General features: G+C 65.2%; 18 protein-coding genes and 1 pseudogene. 14 read left to right on the top strand and 5 right to left on the bottom strand.

Annotated features, from left to right (window positions below; all coding sequences use genetic code 11):
- The first annotated feature begins 46 nt into the window (after positions 1-46).
- Both ABD301_RS05130 and ABD301_RS05125 read left to right on the top strand, forming a co-directional pair.
- Positions 47-2,701, top strand: coding sequence for an AAA family ATPase (locus tag ABD301_RS05130; RefSeq protein WP_344307624.1), 2,655 nt, complete (start codon positions 47-49; stop codon positions 2,699-2,701).
- An 83-nt stretch (positions 2,702-2,784) separates the two neighbouring features.
- On the top strand, positions 2,785-3,864 hold the full coding sequence (locus tag ABD301_RS05125; RefSeq protein ID WP_344307622.1) for a glycoside hydrolase family protein: 1,080 nt from the start codon (positions 2,785-2,787) through the stop codon (positions 3,862-3,864).
- Here the strand turns inward: ABD301_RS05125 and ABD301_RS05120 are convergent.
- Positions 3,861-4,850 (bottom strand): LacI family DNA-binding transcriptional regulator, encoded by a 990-nt coding sequence (locus tag ABD301_RS05120; protein WP_344307620.1) that lies wholly within the window; start codon positions 4,848-4,850, stop codon positions 3,861-3,863. The two genes, ABD301_RS05125 and ABD301_RS05120, sit on opposite strands and share 4 nt — an antisense overlap.
- A gap of 132 nt (positions 4,851-4,982) precedes the next feature.
- On the opposite strand from ABD301_RS05120, the gene ABD301_RS05115 reads away from it, so the two are divergent.
- The 5 genes from ABD301_RS05115 to hemF all read left to right on the top strand — a co-directional run bounded on the left by ABD301_RS05115 (position 4,983) and on the right by hemF (position 9,930).
- A complete protein-coding gene (locus tag ABD301_RS05115; protein ID WP_163569816.1) occupies positions 4,983-5,882 on the top strand; it encodes a nucleoside hydrolase in 900 nt (299 codons plus the stop codon).
- A gap of 161 nt (positions 5,883-6,043) precedes the next feature.
- Positions 6,044-6,883 carry a helix-turn-helix domain-containing protein gene (locus ABD301_RS05110; RefSeq protein ID WP_344307617.1) on the top strand — a complete coding sequence of 280 codons (840 nt, stop codon included), beginning with the start codon at positions 6,044-6,046 and terminating at the stop codon, positions 6,881-6,883.
- Positions 6,884-6,922: 39 nt separating this feature from the next.
- Positions 6,923-7,813: a DMT family transporter gene (locus ABD301_RS05105; RefSeq protein WP_163569817.1), complete on the top strand. Its 891-nt coding sequence runs from the start codon at positions 6,923-6,925 to the stop codon at positions 7,811-7,813.
- 116 nt (positions 7,814-7,929) lie between these two features.
- Positions 7,930-8,862 carry an endonuclease/exonuclease/phosphatase family protein gene (locus ABD301_RS05100; RefSeq protein WP_163569818.1) on the top strand — a complete coding sequence of 311 codons (933 nt, stop codon included), beginning with the start codon at positions 7,930-7,932 and terminating at the stop codon, positions 8,860-8,862.
- Positions 8,863-9,012: 150 nt separating this feature from the next.
- Positions 9,013-9,930 carry an oxygen-dependent coproporphyrinogen oxidase gene (gene hemF, locus ABD301_RS05095; RefSeq protein ID WP_344307614.1) on the top strand — a complete coding sequence of 306 codons (918 nt, stop codon included), beginning with the start codon at positions 9,013-9,015 and terminating at the stop codon, positions 9,928-9,930.
- Here hemF and ABD301_RS05090 read toward each other — a convergent pair.
- Together ABD301_RS05090 and ABD301_RS05085 are read right to left on the bottom strand one after the other, a co-directional pair.
- Positions 9,927-11,237 (bottom strand): PucR family transcriptional regulator, encoded by a 1,311-nt coding sequence (locus ABD301_RS05090; RefSeq protein ID WP_344307612.1) that lies wholly within the window; start codon positions 11,235-11,237, stop codon positions 9,927-9,929. The two genes, hemF and ABD301_RS05090, sit on opposite strands and share 4 nt — an antisense overlap.
- Before the next feature lie 71 nt (positions 11,238-11,308).
- On the bottom strand, positions 11,309-12,499 hold the full coding sequence (locus ABD301_RS05085) for a PucR-like N-terminal domain-containing protein (RefSeq protein ID WP_344307610.1): 1,191 nt from the start codon (positions 12,497-12,499) through the stop codon (positions 11,309-11,311).
- Positions 12,500-12,760: 261 nt separating this feature from the next.
- Here ABD301_RS05085 and ABD301_RS05080 point away from each other — a divergent pair, with 261 nt between their 5' ends.
- On the top strand, positions 12,761-14,446 hold the full coding sequence (locus ABD301_RS05080; protein WP_344307608.1) for a cation:proton antiporter: 1,686 nt from the start codon (positions 12,761-12,763) through the stop codon (positions 14,444-14,446).
- Here ABD301_RS05080 and ABD301_RS05075 read toward each other — a convergent pair whose 3' ends face one another.
- Positions 14,447-15,592: a GNAT family N-acetyltransferase gene (locus tag ABD301_RS05075; RefSeq protein WP_163569821.1), complete on the bottom strand. Its 1,146-nt coding sequence runs from the start codon at positions 15,590-15,592 to the stop codon at positions 14,447-14,449.
- Positions 15,593-15,804: 212 nt separating this feature from the next.
- On the opposite strand from ABD301_RS05075, the gene ABD301_RS05070 reads away from it, so the two are divergent.
- The 6 genes and pseudogenes from ABD301_RS05070 (at position 15,805) to ABD301_RS05050 (ending at position 21,715) form a co-directional block, all read left to right on the top strand.
- A complete protein-coding gene (locus ABD301_RS05070; RefSeq protein ID WP_279581311.1) occupies positions 15,805-16,686 on the top strand; it encodes an ABC transporter ATP-binding protein in 882 nt (293 codons plus the stop codon).
- A complete protein-coding gene (locus ABD301_RS05065) occupies positions 16,683-17,531 on the top strand; it encodes an ABC transporter permease (RefSeq protein WP_344307604.1) in 849 nt (282 codons plus the stop codon). The genes ABD301_RS05070 and ABD301_RS05065 overlap by 4 nt, the downstream gene beginning before the upstream one ends.
- Positions 17,532-18,311: 780 nt before the next feature.
- Positions 18,312-18,845 (top strand): annotated as a pseudogene (locus ABD301_RS42295) (polymorphic toxin-type HINT domain-containing protein); the annotation flags it as partial.
- Positions 18,802-19,395 (top strand): suppressor of fused domain protein, encoded by a 594-nt coding sequence (locus ABD301_RS05060; protein WP_344307602.1) that lies wholly within the window; start codon positions 18,802-18,804, stop codon positions 19,393-19,395. The pseudogene ABD301_RS42295 and the gene ABD301_RS05060, both read left to right, overlap by 44 nt.
- Before the next feature lie 1,271 nt (positions 19,396-20,666).
- The gene (locus ABD301_RS05055; RefSeq protein WP_163569824.1) at positions 20,667-21,086 is read left to right on the top strand and encodes a hypothetical protein; all 420 of its coding nucleotides are present in this window, start codon (positions 20,667-20,669) and stop codon (positions 21,084-21,086) included.
- Between the two features lie 239 nt (positions 21,087-21,325).
- Positions 21,326-21,715 (top strand): hypothetical protein, encoded by a 390-nt coding sequence (locus ABD301_RS05050; protein WP_163569825.1) that lies wholly within the window; start codon positions 21,326-21,328, stop codon positions 21,713-21,715.
- Positions 21,716-21,738: 23 nt separating this feature from the next.
- Here the strand turns inward: ABD301_RS05050 and ABD301_RS05045 are convergent, their stop codons facing one another.
- Positions 21,739-22,989 carry a DUF222 domain-containing protein gene (locus ABD301_RS05045; protein WP_344307599.1) on the bottom strand — a complete coding sequence of 417 codons (1,251 nt, stop codon included), beginning with the start codon at positions 22,987-22,989 and terminating at the stop codon, positions 21,739-21,741.
- Positions 22,990-23,224 lie beyond the last annotated feature (235 nt).

Below are 23,224 nucleotides of genomic sequence, written 5' to 3'. Positions count from 1 at the left end.
TCGGTCGCATCGGTGAGATCGCCAGTCGGCCGGTTACGCTCGGCGCATGCTGTACGGGCGAGACGCGGAGCGAGCGGCGATCGACGGGTTGCTCGACCAGGTGGCTGGCGGGGCCGGCGGTTGCCTGGTGTTGCGCGGTGAGCCGGGGATCGGCAAAACCGCGCTGCTCGGGTATGCGGCAGAGGCCGCGACGGGGATGTTTGTGCTGCGTACGGCCGGGGTCGAGCCGGAGTCGGACCTGGGCTATGCGACCTTGCACCGGTTGCTGCGACCACTGTTCGATCGGATCGACACGCTGCCTGGCCCACAGTCGCTGGCGCTGGGGGTGGTGTTCGGGCGGGCCAGTGGGCCGGCGCCGGATCGCTTCCTGGTCGCCCTCGCGACCCTGTCGCTGCTGTCCGAGGCGGCCGCCGAGCGGCCGGTGTTGTGCCTGGTCGACGACGCGCACTGGGCTGACGCGCCGACGGTGGCCGCGCTCGCCTTCGTGGCCCGGCGGCTCGCCGACGAGCCGGTCGCGATGCTGGTGGCGGCTCGCGGCGATGAGGGGCGGCCGGTCGACACAGCCGGTCTGATCGACTTGCCGGTGGTTGGTCTGGACCCGGCCGCAGCCGAGGCATTGCTTGCTGACCAGCACAAACAGCTCTCAGCAGGAGAGCGGGCCGAGCTGTTGCGGGCGACCGCGGGCAACCCGCTGGCGATCCGGGAGCTGCCGGCCGGCGGGGTGCGCGCCGGCGATCCGGTGCCGCTGGCGGCCGGGTTGCAGCGCGCTTTCCTTGACCGCGTACGTCGGCTGGACGCCGACGCGCAGCACTTCCTGTTGCTCGCGGCCGCCGACGGCGAGGGCAAGCTCGACACCATCGGGCGGGCCTTTCCCACCGCGGCGGCCGAGCTCGCCGACCTGGCCAGCTCGGACGGCCAGACGCTCACGTTCGAGCATCCGCTGGTCCGATCGGCGGTCTACTACGGCGCGAGTCCAGCTGAGCGGCGGGCCGCGCACCGGTCGCTCGCCGAGGTGCTGGACAGCCCGGCCGATGCCGATCGGCGGGCGTGGCATCTCGGCCGAGCAGCCGATGCCGCTGACGAAACGATCGCTGCTGAGCTGGAGCTTTCGGCCGTACGAGCGGCTGCCCGGGCCGGTTCGGCCGCGGCGGCGGCCGCGTGGGAGCGGGCCGCTGAGCTGAGCGAGACGCCGGCCGACCGGGCCCGCAGGTATGCCGGAGCCGCGGCCCGCCGGTGGGAGGGTGGCGACTCGGCCGGCGCCCGGTGGGCCCTGGATCGGGCCGAGCGGCTGGTGCCCACCGATCGTGACGTACGGCTGGACATCACCGGACTTCGCGCTCTTATGGAGTTGCGTACGGGTGTGCCGTCGGACGCGTTGGCACTGCTCTTGCCGGCGTTGCCGGATGTGCCGCGGACCGACCGGGAGCGGTCGCAATGGCTGCTGATGCTCTTTGGTGAGGCGAGTTTTCACGCCAACGCGGCGAAGGCGTGGTCCGAGATCGCCGAGATCGGCGAACTTCTGGCCGACGACACCGATGACGCCTTGCTGAGCCGGTTGTTCCGCGGTGTCTGCCGGATCCGGGAAGGCGCGGACCCGGGCCTGCTGCCCTCGGATCTGGCTTCACTGCGGGGAATTTCCGACCCGGTCAAGCTCACCTGGGCCGGTGGGATGACCTGGGGCCTGGGCGACCGCGACCTCGGCCGGCAGCTGCGTCGGCAGGCCGTCAGCCAGGCCCGCGCCGCCGGAGCAGCCGGGGTTTTGGCCTGGGCGCTGGGATTTGTCGTCGCCGACGAGCTGTCCCGTGGCCACTTCGGCAGCGCCGAGGCGTACGCGGAGGAGGGTTATCAGCTGGCGGTGGAGACTGGCCAGCCCAACAGCGCCTGCGACCATCAGGGCTCGTTGGCCCTCGTCGCGGCCCTGACCGGCCGGCAGGAGCGGACTCGCCAGCTCACCGACGAACTTTTGGCCCAGGCCGGGGCTCGTGGCCTCGCTGGCACGGCCGCGGCCGCGCGGCGGGCGTTGGCCCTGTTGGAACTCGCGGCCGGACGACCGGCGGCGGCGCTGGAACATGTCGACGTGCATGGTGGCCTCGCGCATCCCGGGATGCTGCTCTACGCCGTGCCGGAATTGGTGGAGGCGGCCGTCCGGTCCGGCCAGCCGGAGCGGGCTTTGGAGCCGTACGAACGATATCGCGGGTGGGCGCAGGCATCGGAGTCAGCCGAGCTGCGCGCCACGGCGGCCCGGTGTGCCGCTTTGTTGCAGACGGGTGAAAACGCTGAGCAGTCGTACCAACTGGCGCTGAAATGGCATGCCCAGCAGGAAAGTCCGCTGGAGTCGGCGCGGACCGAGCTGTTGTTCGGCGAGTTTCTCCGGCGGGAGCGTCGGCGCTCGCAGGCGCGGCCGCATTTGCAGGCCGCGGAGGAGATTTTCCACCAGCTCGGCGCGGTGGTCTGGGCCGGCCGGGCGGCCGAGGAACTCCGCGCCACTGGAGCCACCGTGGCGCGCCGCGGCGCCGGGCCAGTGCTGGAGCTGACACCGCAGGAGCGGCGGATCGTCGAGGCGGTACGCGAAGGAGCCAGCAACCGGGAAATCGCCGCGCAGCTGTTTTTGAGCCCGCGCACAGTCGACTACCATCTGCGCAAGGTTTTCCAGAAGGCCGGCATCACCTCGCGTGCTGAGTTGGTCCACCTGGAGTTCTAACGGCTGGCCAGAACCGGTCCGCTGGTTGCGCTCGTACGGGTGCGGGTTCCATCCTTTTTCTACACGTGTAGAGAGGTGGGGCCATGTTCAGACCCGTGCTGTTGGTTGTCGCGGTGGTGCTGGGGTCCGTGCTGGTCACGCCGGCCGTCGCCGACGCGAGCGTGACTTGGGACGGATCGTCGCTGCGGCAGGTTTACCAACCGACCGGCGCGCCGGACGCGCAAGGTCGCCGGCTCTATTACGGTTATGCCCCCTCGGCGATCGAGGACGGAAATACGCTTAGATTCTGGACGTGCCATAACAGTCAGTCCGGAGTCATTCGGGATCACATCTACTACACCAAAATCACCGCCGGGTCGACGGCCACGGACACCTCGGTGCTGGCCGGCAGCGCCAGCGGCTGGGATTCCTTCCATGTCTGTGATCCGTCGGTTATCCGGGTGAATGCGGTCTACAACGGCGTGAACTATCAGTATGCGATGTTCTATCTGGGCAACGATGTCGACGCCAGCGCACACAACCAGGTCGGCGTCGCGTACGCGAACTCGCTCGATGGTCCATGGGTGCGATATCCGCTGCCGCTCATCACTTTCAGTTCGTCGGACACCGGCCAGTGGGGCGCCGGCCAGCCCAGCGCGACCACCATCGATCCGGCCCAGGGCACCGCTTTGTTGTTCTGGACCGAGGGTTATGGATCCACCAAAACGTACCGCGCGATGGTTGACCTCGACGGTCCAGCCGGCCCGGTCGTCGGCAGCCAGCTGGAAGTCACCACGAGTGGCCTCGTCGGCACCGATGGAAGCCAGGATTGGCTCAACAACGCCGATTTCGCGTACGATCCGAGCCGTGATCGGTTCTATGTCGTACGCGAGCAACACCCGTATCCGACCGATAATCCCGACTACATCGGTAGCACCTTACAAGTGGTCAGCATCGCCGGCGCCAGTATCTGGAACGGCGGTGGCACCTGGCAGGTGGAAAACGCGATCGGGCCGGCTCTGACCGGTTTTGGTCGCAACCACAACGCCGGCATCCTCCGCTCGCCATACGGCACCGTGCCAGACCCGACTCGACTCAGCGTACTTTTCACTACGGCGTGCGGAAACTGCGGTGACTCGCTCTGGCAGTACAAGCTTTCCCGGATCGATGGAGCCCTTACTTAGCAGCCACAGGACGCGCGGGGAATGAGAGTGTACGGGACGACTTTGTGTTGTGCGGTAGGGGCGAGGAGCATGTCAAGCGCGGCAGTGGCGATCAAGTCCACCGGCTGGTGAATGACGGTCAGTGGAGGTGCGGTGAACTCGGCGGCTTGGGTGCCGTCGAAGGAGATCAGCGCCACCTCGTCTGGCACCCGCAAATCCAGCTGGGCGCAGGCGCGCAGCACACCGATCGACTGGATGTCGGAGCTGACGAAAAGGGCGCTGGGGCGATCCGGGCCGGACAGCAACTGTAGGCCTGCTTCCAGCCCGCCGAGGCGGGTGAAAGGTGCGACCGCTTGAACTCCCTGTCCGTCGCCGATCTCGTTCAGCGCATCGCGCCAGCCGGCCTGCCGGGCGCGCGATCCGGGCAACAGCGGCGGTCCGCCGATCAATCCGATCCGGCGATGACCGTGCGAGCGCAGGTGTTCCACCGCGGCTCTCGCGCCGCGATAGTTGTCGATCACCACGGTCGGCAGATCCACGCCTTTTTCCGGCTGGTCGATGACGACCAGTGGGATCTGGGCGTCTCGTACGATCGACAGCTCGGCGTGTCTGCGTACGCTGATCACCAGCAGACCGTCCACTTGGCGGTCGATGAACGAGTCCAGCTGGGCGGCCTCCCGGTCGGGGTCGTTGCTGGAGTTTCCGAGGATCAGCGCGAAACCGCGATCGAAGGCGGCATCCTCAATGGCCTTCGCGAACTCGCCGAAATAAGGGTTGCTGATATCCGGAAGGATCAGCCCAATCGCATTCGTTCGGCGCAGCCGCAGTGCTCGAGCGGCCGCATTGGGACGATAGTTGAGCTCTTGCATCGCGGCCAGCACCCGCTCGCGGGTCTGCGCGGACACCGGTCGCGGCCCGCCATTGACCACATAACTCACCACCGCGCCGCTGACCCCGGACAGCTCGGCGACGTTCTTGCGGGTGGCCGGTTTGGGATCGTCGGTCACCGAGAGCCTCCTGGAGAACTGGTTGCCGGAATTGTAGCGGTGCGATATAACGTCGTGCAACACGTGTAGACAAACGCTGTGGCACCGAAATTGGCCAACTTCCACAAAAGAACTGATTGAGAGGCTCATCCGATGGCACAGAGACTGATCCTGGACACCGACATCGGCTCGGACGTGGATGACGCGCTCGCGCTGGGGGTGATCCTCGGATCGCCCGAGGTGGAATTGCAGGCGGTGACAACCGTGTATGGCGACACCGGCGTGCGGGCCCGCTTGGCCTCACGATTGGTGAAGCTCGCCGGCCGCGCGGATTCCGGTCCGGTGATTATTCCGGGCGAGACGCAGACGTTGAGCGGGAGGCCGGTGTGGTGGGCCGGGCATGAGGGGAAGCTTTTCGACGACCTCGATATCGAAGAGGTCGAGACCGGAATTTCAGCCCCGGACTACCTCGTACAAGCGGTGGCCGAGAAGCCCGGTGAGATCGACATCCTGGCGATAGCGCCGTTGACGAACATCGCGCTGGCGCTGCGTCAGGATCCCGGGTTCGCGAAGAATGTCCGGCGCATTCACATGATGGGCGGCGACTTCGCGGCTTCGGGGCGGCGGGCCGAGCACAACATGAAGTGTGACGTGACCGCCGCTGTTGAGGTCTTTACTTCTGGGATTCCGATAACCGTGGTGGGTCTCGACATCACGACCACGCTTCAACTTGACGCATCAGCGGTGGCGGAGATCGCGGCGAGTGGACCGCTGGGTGGGGCGCTCGAGCGGGAGATTGGGCAGTGGTGGGCATTTCACGGCCACGAGTGGAATAATCCACATGACCCGATCGCCGCGTTGACGGTGATCTCGCCATCTCTCTTCGAGACTCGGCGCGCCGACGTGATGATTGCTCCAGAGGGCGATGAGGCCGGGGGCACTTGGGAGACCCCCAGTGATTCCGGGATCGTGGAAGTGGTGTCGTCGATGGATCGGGATGAGGTGGCTCGGGCTATTGTGCGGAGGATCGCCGTGAATGGTGCGGGTGGGTAGGAGTTCGGCTGGGGGCGCGCAAGCGCAAGGGATTTAAGGTCAAAAGCGGCGGTTGCCTCTGAGGAGAGGGAAAATCTCGGGGCGACGCTCTTGCCGAGTGCGGGACATTGTGCCGCAGTCGATGAGCCGGTGCTTGAGCGAGACCTGGAGTGAGGGAGCAGATGACGAACCTGCCCGGTGGCACGCTGGCCACGGAGCGTGCTGTGTGGACACGGGTCGACGGTGTTGGCGATGAGCCGCTTGACCTCTTTGAGGCGCGCATTGGTCGTGGGCATTTTGCTATGCATATTCACGACGAATACTCCATCGGCGCTTGCACCGAGGGTGTCGAGGTGATTCGTTATAAAGGCAGTCTGCATTACCTGGGGCCTGGGACGGTCGTCGTGGTGGAGCCTGGGGAGCCGCATACCGGCGGGCCGGCTGGGGAGGATGGCTTCGCGTACAACGTGATGTATCCGGCGGTCAGCCTGTTTCCGAGAGATCGCCCGTATTTTCCGAAGTTGGTGTTTGAGGATTCGGAGTTGGCGTTGCAGTTGCGGGCCGCGCATGGGTCGCTTTGTCGTGGTGATGATCCGCTGGAGGCGGAGTCGCGGTTGACGGCGGTGTTGGCCGCGCTCGTACGACGGCATGCTCGGCCGGATCGGCGGCCGGTGGCGGCAGTGGCGGGAAAGGCGACGGCACAGTTGGTGATGGCTCGGTTGGAGGATGAGATCGGGGCGCCGCCCACGCTTGCGGAAATTGCCGCGGATCTGGGGTTGTCGCGTTTTCAGGTGGTAAGGGGATTTCGCGAGTCGATGGGCATGCCGCCGTACGCTTGGCTGGCCCAGCGCCGGGTGGCCCGTGCCCGGGTGTTGCTCGCGGCTGGCCTGCGGCCGTCGGAGGTCGCGGGCATGGTGGGTTTCGCCGATCAGGCTCATATGACGCGATGGTTTCGGCGGGTTATTGGTGTGACGCCGGGCACATATCGCAACAGCGTTCAAGACAACGGTGGGCCGCGCTGACGATGCTGTGCCGGTGACTACTGGACAGGGCAGGGCGCGGTGAGCCGGCGCGGCTGGGTGATGTTCGTGGCGATGGGCCTCATCTGGGGCGTGCCGTATTTGCTGATCAAGCTCGCGGTCGCGGAAGTTTCGGCGCCGATGCTGGTGTTCGTACGTACGGCCGTGGGCGCGGCGGTGCTCGCGCCGCTGGCTCTTCGGGCCGGTGGCTGGGATTTGCTGCGCCGGCACTGGAAACCACTGGTGGCGTTCGCGCTGCTGGAAATCCTTGGACCGTGGTGGCTGCTCGCGGACGCCGAACGGACCCTGCCCAGCTCGACCACCGGACTGCTGATCGCGGCCGTACCGATCGTTGGCGCGGTGGTCTCGCGGCTGACCGGTGACGCTGAGCGACTGAGCAGGTCACGATGGGTGGGCCTGCTGCTCGGCCTCGCCGGGGTAGCCGTACTCGCCGCCCCTGACCTGCGTGCCGGCAGCGTGGTGCCGGTGCTGGAGGTGCTGTTGGTGGTGGTGGGGTATTCGACCGCGCCGCTTATCGCCGCGCGCAAGCTCAAGGACGTGCCGAGCCTGCCGATGACGGTCGCGTGCCTCACCGGGGCCGCGCTCGTGTACGCGCCAGCCGCAGTGGCGACTTGGCCAAAAGAGCTGCCCAGTGGCTACGCGCTCGGCGCGCTGGCCGGCCTCGCGGTGATCTGTACGGCGCTCGCTTTTGTCGTCTTCTTCGCGCTGATCCGCGAGGTCGGCCCGTCCCGCGCGATGGTTTTCACGTACTTCAACCCGGCCGTCGCGGTCCTCGCTGGCCTTCTGGTCCTCGGCGAACCGCTGACGCTCTCGGTCGGCGGCGCCTTCGCCCTGATCCTGGCCGGCTCGCTGCTCGCCACCGCCGGTACCCGCCAACCCCTGCAGCCACAACCGGAACCGAGCATCCCCTAACGCCGGAACTCGTCGCTGGGAAGGGAGGTCGGGGCGACCGGGTAGCCTGGAGTGGGTCAGCGCCGCGTCGCGGCGATCGCTCGCATGGAGGGGAGCAGCCGCACTCCGTGACGACGATGACGCCCGCGCGCAGGCGGCGGACCAGGTCGTATGCCGGTGACGGTGTGCTGCCGGTGCTCGCTGTCGCGGTGGCCGGGGTGCTGGTGGGACATCAGTTGATACCCGACAAGGCCGGCTTGTCGACGATTTTGGAGAGCATGCTGCCGTGGGTCGGCCTGGTCATTCCGCTGCTTGCGGTGATCGGGTTGCTGGCACGGGCACGAGCCGGGTTTGTCGCGTTGCTGGTGCCGGTGGTGGCGTGGGCGGTGCTGTTCGGGCCGGCGGTGCTGCCGAAGAACTCCGCTGGCAGCGCCGAACTCGCGGTGGTCAGCCAGAACATAGACGCGGGCAACCCGAATCCGTGTGCGGCGGTGACTGCTTTGGCGGCACAGCAGGCGGATGTGGTGGCCATCGAAGAGCTCACCGGCGACGCGTCCAGCTGTGCGGCGAACATCCTGAATCCGCGGTATTCGTACCGTACGAGCAGCAGCAGTGTCGCGGTGTGGAGCCGCTTTCCGTTGCGGCAAACCCAACCGTTGCAGCTTGGATTGGACTGGGCCCGAGCGCTGCGGACCGAGATCGTGACGCCTCAAGGAAATGTTGCCGTCTACGTGGTTCACCTGCCGTCGGCGCGGCCGGATGACACTGCCCAGCGCAATCGTGGGCTGACCGAATTGGCTGGCCTGCTGCATGATGACAGCGCGCAACGAGTGCTGGTCGTCGGTGACCTCAACACGGCGACCACGGACCGGGAGTTCGGAGTTTTCAGCGGATTCCAGGATACGCAGCAGGCCGCTGGTACCGGTTTTGGCTTCACCTGGCCGTCAGTTTTCCCGGTGACCCGGCCGGATCACATGCTTTTCCGCGGCATGAGTGCTTTGTCTGCCGGCACCCTGGCCGCGAACGGCAGCGATCACCTCGGTATCACTGCCTCGCTGCACCTGTCCTGAGCAGTTTTGGTTCCGCTAAAAGAAACGCGTGACCTCTGTCAGTGCGAAAATGGTGAGAAGTCCAGGGATAGTTGGCCGTTCGGCTGTGCTGCCACCCCGCGAGTCGACGCTAGCCTTTGCATCGGCCGAAAGACGGGGAGGCATACGGGGATGCAGGGCGATCCAGGTCGGCGCGCGGAGGTGGTCGAGCTGATGCGGGCCGGCCAACGGGCGTTCGTACGCGACCTCACCGAGCTCGACGACAGCGTCGAATTCTCGGTCCGGGACTGGGAAAGGCCGGGCGGCGGAGGTGGGCATGCGCGGGTGCTCGACGGCGGGGAGGTTTTCGAGCGCGCGGGCGTCAATGTCTCGGCGATGAACGGAGATCGGCTGCCGGCATCGCTGGCTACCCGGCGCGGCCTGGATCCCGAGACCGGGTTCTTCGCCACCGGCCTTTCGGTGGTGGTGCACCCGCGCAACCCGTTTGTGCCGTCCTTCCATGGAAATTTCCGATACTTCGAGACCGGCGCGGACACCTGGTGGTTCGGCGGCGGGATGGATCTGAGCCCGTCGTACGGGTTCACGCAGGACGCAATGGAGTTTCACCGTACCCTCCGGACGTACTGCGACGATTTCGACCTGGATCTCTATCCGGCGGCCAAAAAGACGTGTGACGACTACTTCCAGCTGGCCCACCGGGCGGAGATGCGTGGGATTGGCGGCATTTTCTTCGATGAGCTGCGTCCGGACGGACCGGACGGTTGGCGTCGTGGTCTTTCGTTCGTACGCGCCGGCATCGGGACGCTGGCCGCTGCCTATCTGCCCATCGTCAGGCGACGGATGATGCTGCCGTACGGTGACCGGCAGCGCGAATGGCAGCTGCACCGGCGGGGTCGCTATGTCGAGTTCAACCTTTTGTACGACCGGGGCACGAAATTCGGCCTGCAGGCCGGCGGCAACACCGAGGCCATCCTGATGTCGTTACCGCCGACCGCCGGCTGGTCGTTCGACTTCCAACCGGCGGTTGGCAGCGCGGAAGCCGACGCGACGACGTTCTACCAGGTGCGAGACTGGGCCGCAGGACACTAGGTTGGCGTGGATTCCAGTAGTCGCAGGGCCCGCAGTGACAGCTCGATGTCGAACCGGGTGTCCTGGTCGCGGAGCCGTTCGCCGAAGAGTTTTTCCAGCTGGTGTAGGCGATAGCGGACGGTCTGTGGGTGAACACCCAGCCGGGCGGCGATTTCCGGGGCGCCGCCGTGGGTTTGCAGCCAGGCCAACAGGGTTTCGGACAGCCGCGCGCGTTGCTTCTCGGTGAGCGCGGCCAGCGGTGCGAGTGCCCGGTCGGCGAGCGTACGCATCAGCAGCTCGTCGGAAAGCAGCCACAGCGCGGAAAGATGGTCCGCGCAGTCGGTCACCGCCTTGTCCGGCAGCAGGCCGCGTTGCACCGCCTGCTGGGCACGCTGGGCCAGCAGCCACGATTGACGGGCTTCCGCGACCGGTACGACCGGGCCGACGGCGGCCCGCCAGCGGGGCAGTTCGGTGCCCAGAAACGGTACGCACAGCCGCGGATCGGCGGCCACCAGCCGCGGACTGGCGCCTTCCAGATCGACCAGCACGGAGTCGTCGAAGGTGGGTACGGGGTGTTCGCCGGACTGGTCGTGGCATTTCAGCGCCACCACCGCCACCTGCTCCGGGAGGTGCCACGCGGCGGCCACCGCGAGGTCGGCGATCGCCTCCGGGGACGCCGGCGGATCGGCCAACAGCAAGTCGACGAGGCGTTTGCGGCGGCGCTCGATGGCGCCGGCCGTACGCGCCTGGGCGAGCGCGTAGCCCTCCAGCGACAGCGTGGAAAGCTCGTCTATGTAAGCGAAGAGCGACTCGGCGAGCAGGCCGAGAACGGCCGCCGGCACGCCGATCCGCTGGCACAGCTCGGACATCCGTCGCCAGGCCATCCGGGCGCCGATCCGGTAGGCGGCCTGCAGGCTGTCCGGGCTGCGGCCCTCAGCGAACTCCAGGCGGCCGAGGCCGCGGAACATCGCCGCCTCGTCCTCACCGAGCCCGCCAGGATGTCCGAGCCGCTCGATGAACTGCATGATCGCCGACTCGACGCCGGCGGTGATGATCTCGCCGAACGGTCCTTCCAGCGGTCGGGCGTATTCGGGCACCCCGCGCTGGATCTCCTGCAGGATTTCCCGAGCCGCCTCGGCGGCCCGGGGACGGAACACTTTGGCCAGGTCAGGCGGCAGTGCGGCCCATAGCCGGCGGGTCCGGTCGGCGTGCGCCGGATCGGTGGCGCGGCGCGGGCGCGGGCCGGCGGAGACCGCTGCGGCCGTTCTGCTCGTACGCCCCACCGTCATTGGTGACCATTTCTGCTCGCCTCGCACCATATGGTGCATTGCGAGACTATTTTCACCCAATCGGGAAGTCAATGGCCCAGGATTGCCAGCGGATAAATGGCACCCGAGGGTCAGTGCGGGTCTTGTGGGCGCTTTTCCAGGATCCGCAGGGAATAAAGTGGGTGGTGGACATCGAGTTGGGCGGGCTCGCAGACGAGCGGCAACCCGCCGTCGGTGTGATCGGATCCACTGGGGTCATCGGTGCGAATGGCCTTCTCCGCCACCCAGGGCACCACCGTCTCGCAGAGCCTGGCCCGCTGTCGCTCGGAAAGCGCGCCGAGCGGAGTTGGCGTCCGTTGTGCACCGGCCTGTCGCAACATCGGCTGCTGGTCGCACCAGATCACTGGCTGTGCCTGGAAAACTCCGCGGCGTGCGAGCCCGAGTGCTTGTACGGCAGCGGTCCACGACTGCCTGGCCGCGGCCAACGGCAGCAGCGGGCCGACCGCGACCCGCCAACCGCCGAGATCTTCCGGCAGGGCGGCGAGATCCGCGGCGGGTGCGCCGGTGATCAGCCGGGGCGGGAAACTGTCAAAGTCGGCCAGGATCGTACGACTGGGATGCGGCCAGCGCGGCCGGCCTTGTCCGCCATCGAAAACGACGACCGAGGCCTGTTCGGCGAGCGGCCAGTGTGCCGCCGCGGCCAGTCCGGCGAGAACGCGTGGGTCGGTCGGCGATTCGGCCAGGATCTGGTCGATCAGGGTTTTCCGGAACTGCTGGTCCGCATGGCCAATGTCGCCGGCCGCGTGGTAGCCCTGCGCCGTGGCGGCGAACAAATCGTCCGCATAGCGGTAGGCGGCGTCGCCGAGTTCGCACAGTAGGGCACTGGAAACGCAGAGTCGCCGGCATTCCTGCGCGATCCGCCGCCAGCCCACCCAGGCGCCGATCAGGAACGCGTTCTGTACGGTTTCCAGCCGATGGCCTTCCCGCGCTTCCGTGCCGCCGAACCGCTGCAGCCAGCGGATGTCTTCTGGGGTAGGGAAAACCGGGTGCTCCAACTGGTCGATGAAGCCGCCGATCGCCCTTTCGATCAGCCGGAGCCGTTGGACCGCGAAGGGTCGGGTCGGCTCCGCGTACTCGGGCAGCTGATGGTCAATCTGCTGGGCGATTTCAGTGGCGACCACAGGACTGCTTTGGCGCAACACGGCCGGCAGCCGGCCTGGCAGGTGCGGCGCGACGGCCGCGAGCGGGGGCATCCGGCGGTGCTGGCGGCCATCGGTCAGATCGATCGGGCCGACGAACCGCGCGGGGGCTGGTTGCGCCACCTTCCCCCCTTCCCGAACGAGCGAACTCCCGTACGCGCGCAGAGCACGTCACATGGAGTGTTTGCGGATCGTAATTTCGGGCCACAAAGCGTGTCAACCTCGCAAAAGGTGTATCACTCGAGCACTGTGAGCTATTCGCGAAACCAGTGCTCCGAGACGAAGTCCGCGATGATCGTTTCATCACTCCGGTGACAAGAAATTCTGCGTACGCGCTGGACCTGCGCTACTTTGCCTCTCGGTTCGGCGACGGGGGTGGGTGGGATGCAGCTTCTCTTGGTGGTGGTGGGCGCGATCGCGGTGACGGCGGTGGCCAACCGGAAGGGCTTGCAGCCGTCCTTGGTGGTGGTCATGCTGGCCGCGGCGATCTCGTTCGTACCAGGTCTGCCACGGTTTGAGCTGCCGCCGGCGCTGATTTTGGGCGTAGTGCTGCCGCCGCTGCTCTATTCCGCCGCGCTGGACTTCTCTTTCGTCAGTTTTATGCGCAACCTGCGGCCGATCCTGTCGCTCGGGGTCGCGCTGGTGATCGTGTCGACGTTTCTGACCGGGGTGGTCGCCTGGTGGATCGTGCCCGGCCTGACCCTCGCGCCAGCCCTCGTGCTGGGCTCGGTGGTGGCGCCGACCGACGCGGTCGCGGCCCTGTCGGTGGGCCGGCAGTTGGGGCTGCCGAAGAAAGTCATGGCCATCCTCACCGGCGAGAGCCTGGTCAACGACGCGGCGGCGCTGACGTTTTTCAGCCTCGCGGTGGCCGCGGCAACCGGCGAACACACCGTCGTGGAAAGCCCGCAGCTGCTTTTCCTTTACGAGGTCGTCGGCGGCGTGCTCATCGGGATGGTGCTGGGCGGGGTGGTGCACTGGATCCGGCAGCGGTTGCGGGACAGTGGTTTGGAAACGGCGTTCTCGCTGGTTGTCCCCTTCGCGGCGTACTTGCTGGCCGAGCAGCTGCACGCCTCCGGCGTGATCGCCGTGGTGATGGCCGGTTTTTTCTTGGGCCACAACGAAGCCGATGCCGGTTTCGGGACTCGGTTGCAGGGCCGCCAGGTTTGGAAAAGCATGGACGTGTTGTTGGAGTCGTTCGTTTTCGCGTACATGGGCCTGCAGTGCCGGTTCGTCTTCGCCGACCTCGCGGCCACCGGCGTCGAGTGGGGCGCTTTCGTCGCGATAGCGGCCACCCTGTTGTTCGTGGTGCTGGCGGTCCGTCCACTGTGGATTTTCCTGACGTACGGGAACGACCGGCTGTTCCACCGGTGGCGGCTTCGGCTGGCCAACCGGCCGGCGGTGGCTCGGCGGCTGGCCGCGCGGGCCGCGCGGCAGCGGGCCGCCGGAAGGCCGGAGCGTACGCCCGAGGAACCGCTGTCGTGGAAGTACGCCGCTGTACTGTCGTGGTCGGGCATGCGCGGGGTGGTGACGCTCGCGGCCGCCGCCGGTGTGCCGGCGCTGGCCGGTGGGCTGTCTTTCCCGCAGCGGGACCTCATCCAGGCGCTGGCATTCGTGATCGCGCTCGGCACTTTGCTGATCCAGACGCCCACGCTGCCGCTGCTCATTCGCCGGCTGCACATCAGCGCGCCGGAGGAACAGCGGCGGGAGGCCGAGGGCATCCGCCGGGCGCACGAGATCAGTCGCGAAGCGACTCACCAGGCCGCGAGGAAGGTGTTGGAAAGCCCGCCAGAAGGCGCGGATCCGGGGGTGCTCGCGCAGTATGCGGACAAGCTCGCGGCCGCGGCGGCTGAGCGGCGCAAGGCCGACGACGAGGACGACGCGGTGGACAGCGCCGTGATGAGCGACTCCGCGCGAGCCACTATCCGGGTGGTTCGGCAGGAATTACTGGCCGCCCAACGGCGTGCTTTGGTACGGGCCCGGGACAACTGGGAGCTGGACGACGACGTGGTCCGCCGCCAACTGGAGCGGCTCGACCTCGAGGAGGCCGCGGCCGACAGCGGCTCGCGCTGACTATTTCAGCGCCAGCACGATTTCATCGATGTCGCCCTCGTGGAGAATCTCGCCGGTCGGCTGGAAGCCGCATTTTTCCAGCACTCGTACGGATCCGGTGTTACTGGCGGCCACATGCGCGTACAGCGGCCGTTGGCTGAGCTCCTCCACATACTGGGTGAGGGCGGCGGTTGCCACCCCCTTGCCCCAAAAACTGCGACCGATCCAGTAGCCGATCAGCCGCTGGCCGTCCTGTTCCCAGCTGACCACGTTGCCGGCCACCGCGTCGGCCACCACGACCGTTCGCAGTATGTTGCTGTCGTTCGCCCGGATCTTCGCCCAGTGTAGGAAGCAGGCTTCGCGGGGCCGGGCTGGGAAAACGGCCATCGCGGTCGCCTGCGGATCGCGCTGGTCTTCGTAGAAGACCTCGATGTCGGCATCTTCCACGTTTCTGAGCTGGACCATGTTTCTCCGGTCGTCGAGGTAATGGTGCAAGGAACTGGAGCTTTCGAGCATCACTCGGGCCTGCCGCGCCAATCCTTCCCGACGCTGCGCGATGGCCGCGCGCAGGGCGTCGCTGCTGCCGGCCTCGCGCAGGCCGGCGAGGATCGCCCGTACTTGCGGCAACGGATAACGGCCCTGCCGGAGCATCACGACCATCCGGGCGTCCCGCACGTCGTCGGCGCTGTAGCGGCGATATCTGGTGCCCCGCTCCCGCTCTGGGGTCAGCAGTCCGGAGTTTTCCCAGACGCGCAGCGCTGACGTTCGTACGCCCAGGTAGGCCGCGACTTCGCCGATGCGCAGGCCGGAGCGGGGCAAGGCAGAGGTGTCCGGGAACTGCTCGGCGACCGCTTCCAACGCCTCGTCGACCTCCCGCAGCGATCGGCGCTGGTCGTGCAGCGCGGCATGGCTGGCGTCGATGACCGCGAGCGCTCCCGGGAGGTCGCCGGCTTGGACAGCCCGCATGATCGCCTGCGCGGCGGCCGGCCCGTACCCGCGGATCAGCGCGCGATAGGTCAGCATCGCCTGGCTGTGCCGCTCATCGAAGGTGCGGTAGCCAGCGGCCGTCCGCGGCACCGGCGGCAGCACGCCGGCGTCCTGGTAGTTGCGGACCTGCTGGGTCGAGACCCCGACCAGTTCGGCCAAGTCGACGGGTCGAAGTCGCACCGGTGCACCTCCAGATTCATCCCCGATTTGAAGGTTACCCCGGCAGCTGTGTGGGTTGCCCGAGAAAAGTCTCTATACGCAGCTTCAATGAGAGACTTTAAGGCATGGATGTTAGTGACAGGCCCAAAAGACCCGTTCCCCAAGTGTCGCCGTCAGAAGGTCGTTATCCAACTGGGAGAGGAGAGCCGGTTCTGGAGACCCGTGGTTTGCGGATGCGCTACGGCTCGACGGATGTGCTGCATGGCGTCGATCTGCACGCGTACCGAGGCGAGGTGCTGGCCCTGCTGGGGCCGAACGGTGCCGGTAAGACGACCACCATCGAGATCCTGGAGGGCTTTCGGAAACGCTCGGCCGGCGAGGTGCGGGTGCTGGGCGTCGACCCGGATCGCGGCGACGAGGCCTGGCAGGCCCGGTTGGGCGTCGTCCTGCAGTCCTGGCGCGACCACGGTCGTTGGCAGGTCCGCGAACTGCTCGCCCACCTTGGCCGCTTCTACCGTCCTTATGGCACCGCTGAACGGCAGCGGCCGTACGACCCGGACGAGCTCGTCGCGCTGGTCGGCCTGACCGACCGCGCGAATGCCCGGATCGGCACCCTGTCCGGTGGCCAGCGCCGCCGGCTGGACGTGGCCGTCGGCCTGGTCGGCAAGCCGGACCTGCTCTTCCTGGACGAGCCGACCGTGGGTTTCGACCCACAGGCCCGGCAGGACTTCCACGAGTTGGTACGCCGGCTGTCCGACCTGGAGGACACCACGATCCTGCTCACCACACACGACCTCGACGAGGCCGAGAAGCTGTCCGACCGAATCCTCGTCCTGGCCGGCGGCCGGATCGTCGCCAACGGGACCGCGGCCGAGCTGGCGAGCCAGGTCTCCGGCCAGGCCGAGGTCCGGTTCAGCCGCGGCGGCGAGTCGTACGTGCGATCCGTCCAGGACCCGACCGCGTTCTTACGCGAGCTTTTCGCGGATTTCACTGAGGACATCGCAGACCTGGAAGTGCGCCGGGCGAGCCTTGCCGATGTCTACCTGACTTTGGTGCGTGAGTTCGAATCAGGGCTGCGTACCGAGGCTTCGCAACTCTCGGAGGTGACCGTATGAACCCGTCCGTGGCAGCCGTCGGGGCTGGTTTTCAGCGCGGCTGGATTGAATTCCGGCAGACCGTGACCAATGCCGGCCAGGCGGTTGGCTGGCTCTTCCTGCCAGTCGTCGGGCTGGTTGTGATGTATTTGTTGCGTGGCACCCCTGTCCCGGGGACGGACTTTTCCCTTGGTGCGCGGGCGATTCCCGGCATCCTCGGGTTCAGCGTGGTGATGACCGGTCTGATGGGCCTGGCCTTGGCGCTCACCATGGATCGCGAGGATGGCACGCTTTTACGTGCGAAAGCAACGCCAAACGGAATGCTTGGATATGTGACCGGCAAGGTCGTCAGCCAGGCCGGCATGACTATTGGTGTGCTGATTATCGTACTGATTCCGGCTGCCCTGCTTTTCCAGGGCCTGCAACTGGATCGAGCGTCCTCGTGGTTGAACCTGGCCTGGGTGCTCGCCCTCGGCCTGGTCGCCACCCTGCCGATCGGCGCGATGCTCGGGTCCCTTTTTCCGAACACCCAGGGCCTCAGCTTCCTCAGCTTGCTGGTCATGGGACTGGTGATGATCTCCGGCGTCTTCTACCCCATCACTGGATTTCCGGGCTGGCTGCAGTGGGTCGCGCAGGTCTTCCCGCTTTACTGGCTCGGCCTCGGCATGCGCTGGGCTCTGCTCCCGGACGCGTTGTCCGCCGCTGAGCTCGGTGGTTCCTGGCGACAGCTGGAGATGGTTGCCGTTTTGGGGGCGTGGGCTGTTTTCGGCTTCGTGACCGCGCCGATCGTGCTGCGTCGGATGGCCCGCCGCGAGTCCGGCTCGCGAGTGGCCGCCCGCAAGGACAAGGCCATCCAGCAATGGTGATGACGATGCCTGTTCTGGTCCTGCCAGCTCGGTAGGTCCACACGGGGAATCGAGGCGAGATGCCTGCTGGCATACGTGGACGCTTGCTGTCTTCTGGCGGCCGGAGACGGTCCAGGCGGCGAACAGGCCAGCTGATGCGATGCGGCGCGCTGGTGCTCGTCTTTGTTTTCCTGACAACCTTTTCGCTGGACCCGGCGACCGCGTTCGCCGGGCCAGTGATCCACGTTGGCTCTCTTCCTGGTCGGGACTGTGGTTGGCGCTGACGGGTGGCCCGCAGGTCAAGTGGTCGGGGTTGCCGGTGCAGCCGCTGGAAAAGGCCGGTGGCAAGCCACCGAAAGCACCAACTCCGCCGAAGCTGGTAGCCGGTACGGGCGCAGTCGCGGCCGGCCACGCACCTGGTACGGGCCGTGGCGAGCTGCCGGCGTATGACGGCGGCGTGGTTCCGGACGCCCAGGCGCACAAGGCCCGGTCTTTTCCTGCAGTTTCCGAATTCCGGTCTGGAGGGCTCAGGCGTCACGTTTTCGTCGGCGAACCTGCACTTGTTCGACACCTGGGCATCCACTTGCACAGCGCAGAAAGTGGAAGTCGCGGCAGTGTACCAGCCGTTCGACGTGCGAGGGCTACGGACGTTCCCCGGCCCGACGATGGGCGGGTCGATCGGCGGTGGTACGCCGAATGTGCCCAACGCGTGTAAGAACACGGCCGCCGACCGTGCGGTGGGTGACTGGGTTTCGTTGCCAGTGTCCGTTTCGGTGCTAGGCCCCTACCCAGGCCGCGTTCGTCGACGCCGCGCAACTTCGCGAAGGCGACCACCTGCAACAACCAGATGGCCACACCGCCGTTATCCTGGCCGTACGCGTTCACCACGGAACGGCGGCCACGTACGACCTCACCATCCCAGACCTCCACACCTACTACGTGTCGGCTGGGACCACCGCAGTACTCGTACACGACACCGATGCTGGCTTGTGCCCAATCCGCGGCACCAATCAACAAGGTCAATTGACGAGCCGAGGGTCCTTCCGGAAGGCGACCGTACAAGACGCATGGGATGGCGCAGCCGACGGACCGAGCGGGGGTAAGGTCTGTCCCACATGCCGTAGTGAGGTGATGGTACGTCCGGGTACCGGTACCAGAGCCAAGCCCCGAGACTGGGATGGCTCCCATAATCCGTCATGGACGCACAGGGAGTTCCCCTCAGACGCAACGAGGGCCGACGTTCTCAACAGCTACAATACGGACGTAGGGCTGGAATGTGTCCCTTGTAATCGTGGCGGAGGAAATGATAACTCTCGGTTCAGGCGATCTGACTAGCCATTATGAGCGCTTTCTTGGCGCAATCGACGCGGGCTGGCGCGCCGATGCAGATGGGCGTTCAGTGCCGTTCCAGGTTGCACGGTATAGCGGAGTTATCGCAGGTGGCACTGCATTTACCACGCTCGGTCTCAGTGGATGGGAATTGAAGTCAAGATCGTCTGAAAAGACGATCAGGCTAGAGTTGATGATGTTGGTTGGTTCCACGTTGCAGAGCAACACGATTCCGGGGCTGTTGCAGCAGGTCGGGTTGGAGACGATCGAATCAAATTCCGCCCTTCTGAGGGGAGACGTGATCGGCCCCCGCGGGAAGTTGTTTGCCGGTTCAAATATGGATGCTCTTTACGTTGCGGCACCGGTCTATCTCCCAGATGAGTTCGCTATCTGTGAGACGGAGGCCGGTCCAACTGTCACATGCTGGGTGGTTCCCATTTCTCATGATGAAGCACATTTTGTCATTCAAGAAGGGTGGAGTCGCTTTGAAGACAGGCTAGTGGAATTGAATCCGGACTTGGTCGACGTGATGCGGCCATCGTTATTCTCGTCGTGACATACAAAGTGCCGTTTTCCTCACGACAGTCGACGAATTGTGGCAGGGCAGCAGATCACTGGTCACATATTTTGTTCAATGGGCGCCGAATCACGCGATGATCTCCAGAATGCAAGGTGCGATGCGAGTTGCTTATCGTTCAAGAACTATATGTCGGAAGTTTATTGATCAGTTTCCGCAGGAATTCAACAACAACTGGTGGCGTGCGTGGGGTATGGCGCCAAGATGATCGTTGAGAAGAGTGGCACTCGTGTGGCGGTCGCTCAGCCGCTGGAGGTTCCCGCCTCCGGTGGAACCGTGCTCAAGGTCGACCATTATGTCGGTTCTGATCGCATCGCTGTCGTAAGAAATGTCCGTATGGTGGTCGAGGTCGCGAGGCTATTTGGAGGGATGAGGTCGCGTGCTTTGGTGGGAGGCACCTTTCAGTAGGGGGGTGGCAACCCTTCACTACTTGAAGTTTTCTGTAGGGACAGCTCCCTTGGCTTGGGTGCGACGCCGACTATTTCGAGTATGCTGGGGAAGTCGTTGGTTGTCGGGCTGCCTGATGAATTTTGCGCACCGGCAATTCGGGAAGAAATTTCAGCGATCTAGTCGTGCGGATGTTCAAGGCGAGTCGCCCTGGTCTTGTCGGTGTTGGTCAGATGAATATATCTAGCGGTTTCGCCCCGCTATTTTCCATCCGTTGGCTCGATTGCCAGCTGCGACGGGATGCGCAGTTTCACTGGGAAGACTCCCCGTGTTGTTGGCTGATGGGGTCCAGCAAGCTGATCTCGCAGGTCCGGGTCGGTGACAAGATCACTGACTCCGTTCCGACCGGGAAACGCCTGATCCAGTACCGCCGCGGATCACATCGAGTTACTCAAGCTCGTTCTGGAGGCACTGCTCGAGGTTGCCCGGCTGTGGACCCGCACTGCCCGCGACTGTTGCTGCGTACCGATTCAGCTGGTGCCAGCAAAATCTTCGCCGCCGCGCCGCGCTTCCAGTGCCTCCTCGTATACAGATCTCGCGGCGGTAACACGTGAAACGCAGGCCAGCCTGGATGCTAAATGCTTCCGGCATACAGTCGTGGCTTTCTGGAGGTAGTCCGCAGTTGCCGATTCGGAATCCGATCGTCGATCCGGCTGCCGCGCGCGTTTTGAGTCGGGCCGCTGGTGGTGAGGTACCTGGAAGGACTTTGTATCTGTTCTGCGGCGGGACGCTACCATGCCGGATGGTTTTCGGGTGCACACGTCCTACGTTGATCCTTGATATATTGAGATTTGGAGTATGGCATGGCCGATGCGGAGAAGTTGCTGATCGATGGAGTCGACCAGCTTCGGTTCGTCCACCTAGAGAAGTTTCCCAAATCGACGGACTTCGTTATTGAACTTGCTGACGACGGAACAGATTCTGCGGTTCGCTTCCTTGCTCAAGATCTTAGAATCGTGGTGTCATTTCCATGGTGGGAGAATCCGAAAGGGGAAATCGCGGAATGGGCTCCCGCTGATGCCCCTAACGGTTCGACTGAGTCTCCCTACTGGGATATGGACCAGGGGTGGCGCATCTTGATTTGGCAATCCGGCGATCTTGTATATATTGCCGAGGGCGGTGCGGAGGAGGGCGTGTATGCGAATTGGTTTTCGCTGCCAGCCGCACTCTATCAATCTGAATGGGACAAAGTGATTCGACTAGCGTCGTCTGCGGCTCAATAGGTGACTGGTCCGGTGGCCACGGTCGTGTGAAGGGGCCCGCTTCCGTGGACAGTGATCTTCATGTTCGCTGGTAGTGGTCGGGAGGATCGGGATGGGGACTCGGCGGAGGTTCACCGCGGAGGTGGAAGGATCCTTGGGGGTCACCATCGTTGGGACGAAGTCCAACAAGGGTTAACGACGGGCGTCTCCACCCTGACACGCAAATCCGTATAGATGCCTACGGCGGAGAGTATAGTCTGATGACTACAATTCATTCTGCTGATCCTGAGTTTAGGGTATGTCAGATCAGTTTCGATTCGTTGCTTGAGATCCAATTGGAGGCAGAGGCCCGCGGCTGGGCAACCCGATGGAGCTCGGTGGACGCACTTCGCAGTCAGGTCAAGGATGAGGCTGTCGTCCTCCAGTCCTTGATGCGCGAAGAGCGAGGAGGGGTCGTGCGGGCCTATCGATGCCTCCTGTTGTTCTCGACGGCGGATGGCGAGAATGCTGGCGGACTGGCCACGATTGACCTTGATCCGGCCAGGTTCACGTCGCTGGAGCGGCTCGATCGAGACCTGGACGTTCGGCAAACACTTGTTCGGGTGTTCTCCCTTGCGCTGAATGGGATTTCGATGGTCTCGAAGAAGTAGCAGGCTCCAAACAAACTAAAGTATTAGAACGGTGGTGGTGGGTATTCGTCGTTGGGTGTGACGTCGTAGGTGCGTCCGGTGGGGCTGGTCCAGAGGAATCGTCCTGGTGTTGGTTGGGTGACGGTCCAGCCGTGTTCTTTGATGTCGTTGTGGAATTTGCAGGCTGGTCCGGTGCTGTCGTACGCGGTTTTGCCTTCCGGTTCGCGGAAGGGGGTGGTGTGGTCGAATTCGCAGGTCGCGGCGGGCCTGTTGCAGGCGGGTCCGCAGCATCGTTGGTCTCGGGCGTTGACCAAGTCGCGTAGCGCTTTGGTGGGGCGGTAGCGTGTACGGCCGTGGTCGATGACCACTCCGCTGACGGGGTCGGTGAGGATTCGGTACCATTCGCTGTTTTCGTTGCCGGCGAGTTCGCGGGCGCGTTGCGCGGTCATCGGCCCGTAACCACTCAGGACCGCGGGGTTGTCGTCCAGGCTCATCAAGGTGGTGGCGTCGACGCGGAGTTCGATTTTGGTGCATACATTGCTGGGGACGCCGAGGCTGAGGGCGTCGGCTCGGAGTGCGTCCATGGTGCGGGTTTCGTCTTTGGTTTTGAGGCTGCGGGCGATGGTGTCGATGATGCGGTAGATCGCTTCGGCTGATTCGGCGGGCAGGAACGCGCCGAGAAGAGCCATCCCGTCTTCGCAGGGCTGCTTTTCCACCCGTCGTTCGGAGACCAGTTTCTTGCGGCGGGCCTCGGCAGCGGCCGGGTCGATCTTGATGACCTCCCGGCGGGCCCTGTCTCGGATGGATCGAGGGGTCTTGGAGTCGCTGTCGGGCAGGACTTTTTCTTCGACTTTCTGGGCGTCTTCGGGTGAGAGGTGGCCGACTTGGTCGGCGAAGGTGAAGGCTTTGCGCAGGTCGAGATAACCGGCGGACATCCGCGCCATGGTGCCGGGGAGTTCGTGGACGAGTTGGTACGCGAGATTCAGTCGTTTCTGGGCCGCTGACAGGCTCCAGGTTAGTGATGCGGCGATTTCGCCGGCCGCGTATTTGGAGAATGGTGCGCCTACGGCGGGGCGGGCGTTGGTGAAGCGGTCCATGAACCGCATCTGCATCGCCTGCGTATACGAAATCACCTTATCCAGCGTCTCGACCGCGGCCAGTGCCGTGTCAGCGTCGGCTCGGCCATAACGGTCAAGTTCTTCCAGCATGGACAGGGGAACCCCGCTGGGTGGCATAGTGCGCCATGCCTGCTTGTTGGGGTCGGTGAATTCCGGTCGCCGTCGCTTTTTGCTCATAGCCCAATTTTACCGGCCGCCACCGACAGTCGGGTCGCCAGTTTCGTTTCTGTGGATAACAAACAGTGGCCGGTGAACCCTGTGGATAAGGTCGAGAGGCTTGTTCGGTGAGGGCGGTCAAGCGTACGGCGTTGCCGCGGCCGAACGAGATGTGCGGTGCGGGCGAAGGCGGTGCTGGCGGCGGGCATCACTGGGGCGGGCGGCACGCGTAATAGCGGACAGATCTGCCGGGTCC

Origin of the sequence: Fodinicola feengrottensis, from assembly GCF_039530045.1 — a bacterium.
Classification (GTDB): Bacteria; Actinomycetota; Actinomycetes; order Mycobacteriales; family HKI-0501; genus Fodinicola; species Fodinicola feengrottensis.
The sequence above is the reverse complement of the archived record's forward strand: the minus strand, read 5'-3'. Positions and strand labels throughout refer to the sequence as shown.

Bases quoted from the DNA above. Each gene is read 5' to 3' on its own strand.
- ABD301_RS05130 (WP_344307624.1), top strand. From the start codon at position 47: ATGCTGTACGGGCGAGACGCGGAGCGAGCGGCGATCGACGGGTTGCTC.
- ABD301_RS05125 (WP_344307622.1), top strand. From the start codon at position 2,785: ATGTTCAGACCCGTGCTGTTGGTTGTCGCGGTGGTGCTGGGGTCCGTG.
- ABD301_RS05115 (WP_163569816.1), top strand. From the start codon at position 4,983: ATGGCACAGAGACTGATCCTGGACACCGACATCGGCTCGGACGTGGAT.
- ABD301_RS05110 (WP_344307617.1), top strand. From the start codon at position 6,044: ATGACGAACCTGCCCGGTGGCACGCTGGCCACGGAGCGTGCTGTGTGG.
- ABD301_RS05100 (WP_163569818.1), top strand. From the start codon at position 7,930: ATGACGCCCGCGCGCAGGCGGCGGACCAGGTCGTATGCCGGTGACGGT.
- hemF (WP_344307614.1), top strand. From the start codon at position 9,013: ATGCAGGGCGATCCAGGTCGGCGCGCGGAGGTGGTCGAGCTGATGCGG.
- ABD301_RS05090 (WP_344307612.1), bottom strand. From the start codon at position 11,237: ATGCACCATATGGTGCGAGGCGAGCAGAAATGGTCACCAATGACGGTG.
- ABD301_RS05080 (WP_344307608.1), top strand. From the start codon at position 12,761: ATGCAGCTTCTCTTGGTGGTGGTGGGCGCGATCGCGGTGACGGCGGTG.
- ABD301_RS05070 (WP_279581311.1), top strand. From the start codon at position 15,805: ATGCGCTACGGCTCGACGGATGTGCTGCATGGCGTCGATCTGCACGCG.
- ABD301_RS05065 (WP_344307604.1), top strand. From the start codon at position 16,683: ATGAACCCGTCCGTGGCAGCCGTCGGGGCTGGTTTTCAGCGCGGCTGG.
- ABD301_RS05055 (WP_163569824.1), top strand. From the start codon at position 20,667: ATGGCCGATGCGGAGAAGTTGCTGATCGATGGAGTCGACCAGCTTCGG.
- ABD301_RS05050 (WP_163569825.1), top strand. From the start codon at position 21,326: ATGACTACAATTCATTCTGCTGATCCTGAGTTTAGGGTATGTCAGATC.
- ABD301_RS05045 (WP_344307599.1), bottom strand. From the start codon at position 22,989: ATGAGCAAAAAGCGACGGCGACCGGAATTCACCGACCCCAACAAGCAG.